At 76.7% G+C, this 4256-nt stretch carries 6 protein-coding genes; all 6 read right to left on the minus strand.

The features are described from left to right. On the minus strand, positions 1 to 453 hold a 453-nt coding region (locus FRAQA3DRAFT_RS36645; RefSeq protein WP_304412979.1), incomplete at its 3' end, for a glycosyltransferase. Positions 454 to 520: 67 nt separating this feature from the next. Continuing rightward, positions 521 to 1309, minus strand: a complete 789-nt coding sequence (locus tag FRAQA3DRAFT_RS36650) for a glycosyl transferase family 28 (RefSeq protein ID WP_009737819.1) — start codon at positions 1307 to 1309, stop codon at positions 521 to 523. Then, positions 1306 to 2175: an alpha/beta fold hydrolase gene (locus FRAQA3DRAFT_RS04170; protein WP_009737820.1), complete on the minus strand. Its 870-nt coding sequence runs from the start codon at positions 2173 to 2175 to the stop codon at positions 1306 to 1308. Before FRAQA3DRAFT_RS04170 ends, FRAQA3DRAFT_RS36650 begins: the two co-directional genes overlap by 4 nt. 2 nt (positions 2176 to 2177) lie before the next feature. Then, positions 2178 to 2486 (minus strand): acyl carrier protein, encoded by a 309-nt coding sequence (locus FRAQA3DRAFT_RS04175; RefSeq protein WP_009737821.1) that lies wholly within the window; start codon positions 2484 to 2486, stop codon positions 2178 to 2180. Then, a complete protein-coding gene (locus FRAQA3DRAFT_RS04180; protein WP_035920556.1) occupies positions 2473 to 2841 on the minus strand; it encodes a hypothetical protein in 369 nt (122 codons plus the stop codon). Before FRAQA3DRAFT_RS04180 ends, FRAQA3DRAFT_RS04175 begins: the two co-directional genes overlap by 14 nt. Then, the coding region (locus FRAQA3DRAFT_RS04185) for a polyketide synthase dehydratase domain-containing protein (protein WP_198287023.1) at positions 2783 to 4256 on the minus strand (1474 nt) is incomplete at its 5' end. The genes FRAQA3DRAFT_RS04185 and FRAQA3DRAFT_RS04180, both read right to left, overlap by 59 nt.

A 4256-nucleotide genomic window follows, 5' to 3' on the forward strand; every position in this document is an offset into this window, starting at 1 on the left:
GCCCGCCGCCCGGAACGACGCGCCGATGCGGGCCGCGGCCAGCCGGTGACTCGGGTCGTCGAGGACCTCGCGGACGGCCGCCGCCACGATCGCCGGCGTGGCCCGGGCGAAGCGCAGCCGGATGCCCGCGCCCGCGTCCACCACCTGCTGGGCGATGACCGGCTGGTCGTCCCGGATCGGCGCGACGACCAGCGGCACGCCGTGCCCGAGCGCCTCGCAGACCGTGTTGTGACCGGCGTGGCAGATGACCGCCGCCGCCCGCGGCAGCAGGTCGACCAGTGGCAGGAACGGCGCGACGACGCCGCCGTCCGGCACGGCGGCCGGCTCGACGGCGCCCAGCGGGTCGGCGATGACGGCCTGCACGCCGCCGCCGCCGAGCGCGCGTAGCGCCGCCGCGCACGTCCGCAGGAACTCCCCGCTCACCCGGCCGTTGACGGTCCCGAGGCTGGTCACCACGAGCCGGCGGCCCGGATCGAGCCGCTCCCACGGGAACGCCCCGGCCGCCGCCGCGCCGCCCGGTTCACGCCCGCCACCGGGTTCCGGCGCGCCGCCCGGTTCCGGTTCGCCGGTCCTCGCCGGCCCGCCCGGGTCTCCCGGGAGGGGGTCGGAACGCGGCGGTGGCAGCGACGGGCCGACCCAGGCGGTCGGTGGACCGTCCGGGCCGATGAGCGAGTCGCCGCCCGGGGGCCCGGCCAGCGCCTCGGTGGTGAAGGCGATGACCAGATGGGGGGACAGCCGCAGCGTGCGGGGCGTCGGCGGTCCGCCGGCCGCGCTCCCGCCGGGCCGCGCTCCCGCCGGCCGCGCTCCCGCCGGCCGCGCTCCCGCCGGCGGTGCGGGCGATGAGTCCGTCGAGCAGGTCGTCGAACCACCGCTGGACCTTCGGGGTGGCCGCGAAGGTGTCCCGCAGCGGCCCCGACGTCGTCGCCGACGTCGCCCACGGCCGGCCCAGCCGCGCCGCCGCCAGCGGCCCGGCCAGCGCCTGCATGTCGCAGACCAGCACGTCCGCGGCCGACCGCACGGCCGCCTCGGCGACCGCCGGATAGGTCGCCTCGGCCAGCGGGACGAGGAACTCCTCCCACAGGAAGCGGACCCCGGCGTAGCCGCGCAGCTCGGCGCCGCGCACGTCGACGTCGACCGGCCCGGCCAGGCAGGGATGGACCTCGGCGTCCGGTCCGGCCAGCCGCCGCACGATCGACTCCTCGCCCGACCAGACCACCCGGTGGCCGCGCTCGCGCAGCCGCCCGGCCACCGCGACCAACGGGGTGATGTGCCCGGCCAGCGGCGGCACCACGAACAGGAAGGTGCTCACGCTTGCTCGCGCGCGGGGACGCCTACCACCTGATGCCGGCGCACCCAGTCGATCGTCAGGTCGCGGACCCGCCGGTGCGACTCGACGAGCACCGAATGATCCTGATCCGGGATTATCACCGTCTGACAGTTCGGTAGGACGCTCTGTAACAGGTAGGGGTCCTCGGCCTGGAAGCCGTCGCTGCCCAGGACGCTCAGCACCGGATGGTGGATGCGGGCCAGATCCTCCAGGCCGAGCAGCGGACCTTCGGGGATCTCCTCGGCCATCGACGTCTCCTGCAGGCGCCGGTAGGCCAGCCGGGACAGCCGGACGTAGTGCGAGCCGAAGGTCTTCTGCAGCCAGGTGTAGGTGTCCTCGCGGCCGAGGTCGCGCCGGGTGTTCTCCAGCATCACCCCCACCCGGTCGGCCCACGGCTGCGTCGGCGGCTCGGCCTCGATCGTGACGATGCTCGCCACCCGGTCGGGGTGCACGGCCGCGAAGCCGTAGGCGATCGTGCCGCCGAAGCTGTTGCCGACCAGGTGCACCGGCTCGTCGAGGCCCAGGGCACCCAGCAGGCCGGCGAGGTCGGCGACGAAGTCACCGACGGTGTACCCGCGCGGGGGCCGGCCGCTGTTGCCGTGCCCGCGCAGGTCGTAGAACACCGTGTCGATGCCGGCGGCGGCCAGCGGGGCGGCCATCGTCAGGTAGAAGCTGGCCAGGCTGTCGGTGCCCAGGCCGTGCACGCAGACCAGTGTCGGCGCCGGGCCCGCGGCGCCCGCCGGGTCGGCCGGGCCACCCCCGTCGGCGCCGGCGGGGACGGTCCGCGCAGGCTTGCCCCGCTCGTGGAGATAGTGGAGGTCGTTGCCGTTGACGTCGATGATCGGCACGGTCAGTCCACACCCGCCGGGGCGCCCAGCCGGGACCGGACGAACCCCACGACGTCGCCCACGGTGAGCGCGATGACCTCGGTGAGGTCCTTCTCGGCGAGGAACTCGGCGAGGCTGACGTTCTCGCCGTACCGCTCGGCGAGCATGCCGCCGAGCGTCACCAGGTCGATGCTCTCCATCTCCAGGTCGTCGTGGAAGGCCGTGGTCATCTCGACGCGCACGTCGCCCAGCCCGTACTTCTCCAGGATGCGGGCGATCATCGCGCCGATCTCGGCGAGCAGCGTGCCGGACAGCTCGTCATCGTGCGTCATGGTGGGACTCCTCTCGACTGGCGGCCCCTGTCGTCCAGGCGACCACGTACCGGTGCCGCGCGAGCGCGGTGGCGTGCTCCTGTTGCGCGGTGGGCGCGTCGATCTCGGCGTAGCCCACGGCGTACCGCTGCGGCAGCGGCGCGCCGGGACCGCCGGGACCGCCATCAGGGTCGGCGCCGACCGCGACGATCAGAGTGCCGTCCAGGCCCGCGGCCACAACCCGGGCGGCGGTGTGGCCGGTGGCTCGGATCGCGGCCTGCCGGGCGGCGGCGAACCGGGCCCGCCAGCGGGGTGTGTCACCCTGGCCGTCCCCGCCGAGCCGGCGCAGCAGCCGGTCCTCGGCTGGGTCCGCCACGGCCGGACCGGTCGAGGCGTGACGGCCCGGCCGGGGGGTGCGGGGGGCCCGGCGGATGCGGCGGGCCCGCGTCGGCCGGGTCGATCCGGGCGAGCGCGATGCCGACGCCGCCGCTCGCCGGGGTCGCGGGCCGCGCGATGGCCACGGCCAACCCGGCGTCGTGGGCGACCGACAGCGCGAAGGGCGCGAGCGCGCCGCCGTGGGCGCCGGCCACCGTCGTGGCGGCCCCAGCGCTGCCGGCACCAGTGCTGCCGGCACCAGTGCTGCCAGCCCCAGCGGTGCCGGTCATCGCGTCGGTGACGTGCAGCTCGGCGGGGAACAGCGGGCCGTGGCCCGCCGCCCACAGCCGGGTGCGCACGGCGTCCTTCGCCGCGATCCGGCGCAGCAGCCAGGCGCGACGCGCCGGCGGCGGGGTCGCGTCGTGGTCCGCCCGCTCGGCGGCGCCGGTGACGCTGCCGAGGACCAGCTCCCGCGTCGCCAGGTCCGGCCACTGCTCGGTGACGCGCACCCAGCCGCCGGGCTGCGCCAGCGCGAACGGGTGCCGATCCGGGTGGCGCAACGCCTCGTCGAGCGCCGGGTCGAGGCCGAAGCGGCGGTCCACCCAGCCCTCGACCTCGGCCCAGACCTCGGCGCCGTCGACGAGCTGCAGGTGGGCGTGGACCCACTGGTCGTCGAGCCAGGTCACCCAGGCCTGGCAGGTCACCGGGGTGCCCGGCGCCGGCTCCGGCCCGTACAGCCGCACCCCGCCGATGCGCACCGGGAACAGCACCAGTCCGTCGCGGGCCTGCGTGCGGATCCAGTAGCCGAGCAGCTGCCCGGCGGCGTCGAGCAGCGAACCGGGCGCGCGGGTGCCGGTGAGCACCGCGCGCACGCCGTGGGCGCTGTGGCCGAGCAGCGCCGTCACGCCCTGGAACGCCGGGCCGTGGAACATCCAGCGTTCGCGGTAGAAGTCCCGTGCGCTGATGATCGGCGGCTGTTCGGCGGCCGGGTCGACCGGCCAGCGCGCCGGCCGGGACGCCGGATAGCGGTCCGCGACGACGACCTGCGCGCTGGCGTAGCCGGCGAACGTGACCAGCAGCCGGTCGGGCCCCACCGGCGCGATCGTGACCGCCACCTCGCGGGCGGGCGCGGCGGGCAGCCAGGCGTCGAAGCGGGCGTCGGCGAGGCCGACGGCGATCCGGCCCGACGCCCGCTCGGCGGCGTCCATCATCAGCCGGACGGTCGTCGTCGCCGCCACCACGGGCCGCCGGTCGGCGTCGTCGGGCCAGCCGGGGCGCTGCGCGTTGAGCGCATGGTCGAGCAGGTGGGGCATGGTCCGCACGGAGACCCGCAGGGTGGCCTCCCAGCCGGCGCCGGTCGGCGTCGGTGCGGTCAGCACGGGTTCGTCCTGCGGTGGTGGGGCCTCGACGCCCGCG

The organism is Frankia sp. QA3 (assembly GCF_000262465.1).
Taxonomy (GTDB): domain Bacteria; phylum Actinomycetota; class Actinomycetes; order Frankiales; family Frankiaceae; genus Frankia.

What these genes read in the sequence shown, in the direction of transcription:
- FRAQA3DRAFT_RS04175 (WP_009737821.1), bottom strand. Translation starts at nt 2,486, where the DNA reads ATGACGCACGATGACGAGCTGTCCGGCACGCTGCTCGCCGAGATCGGC.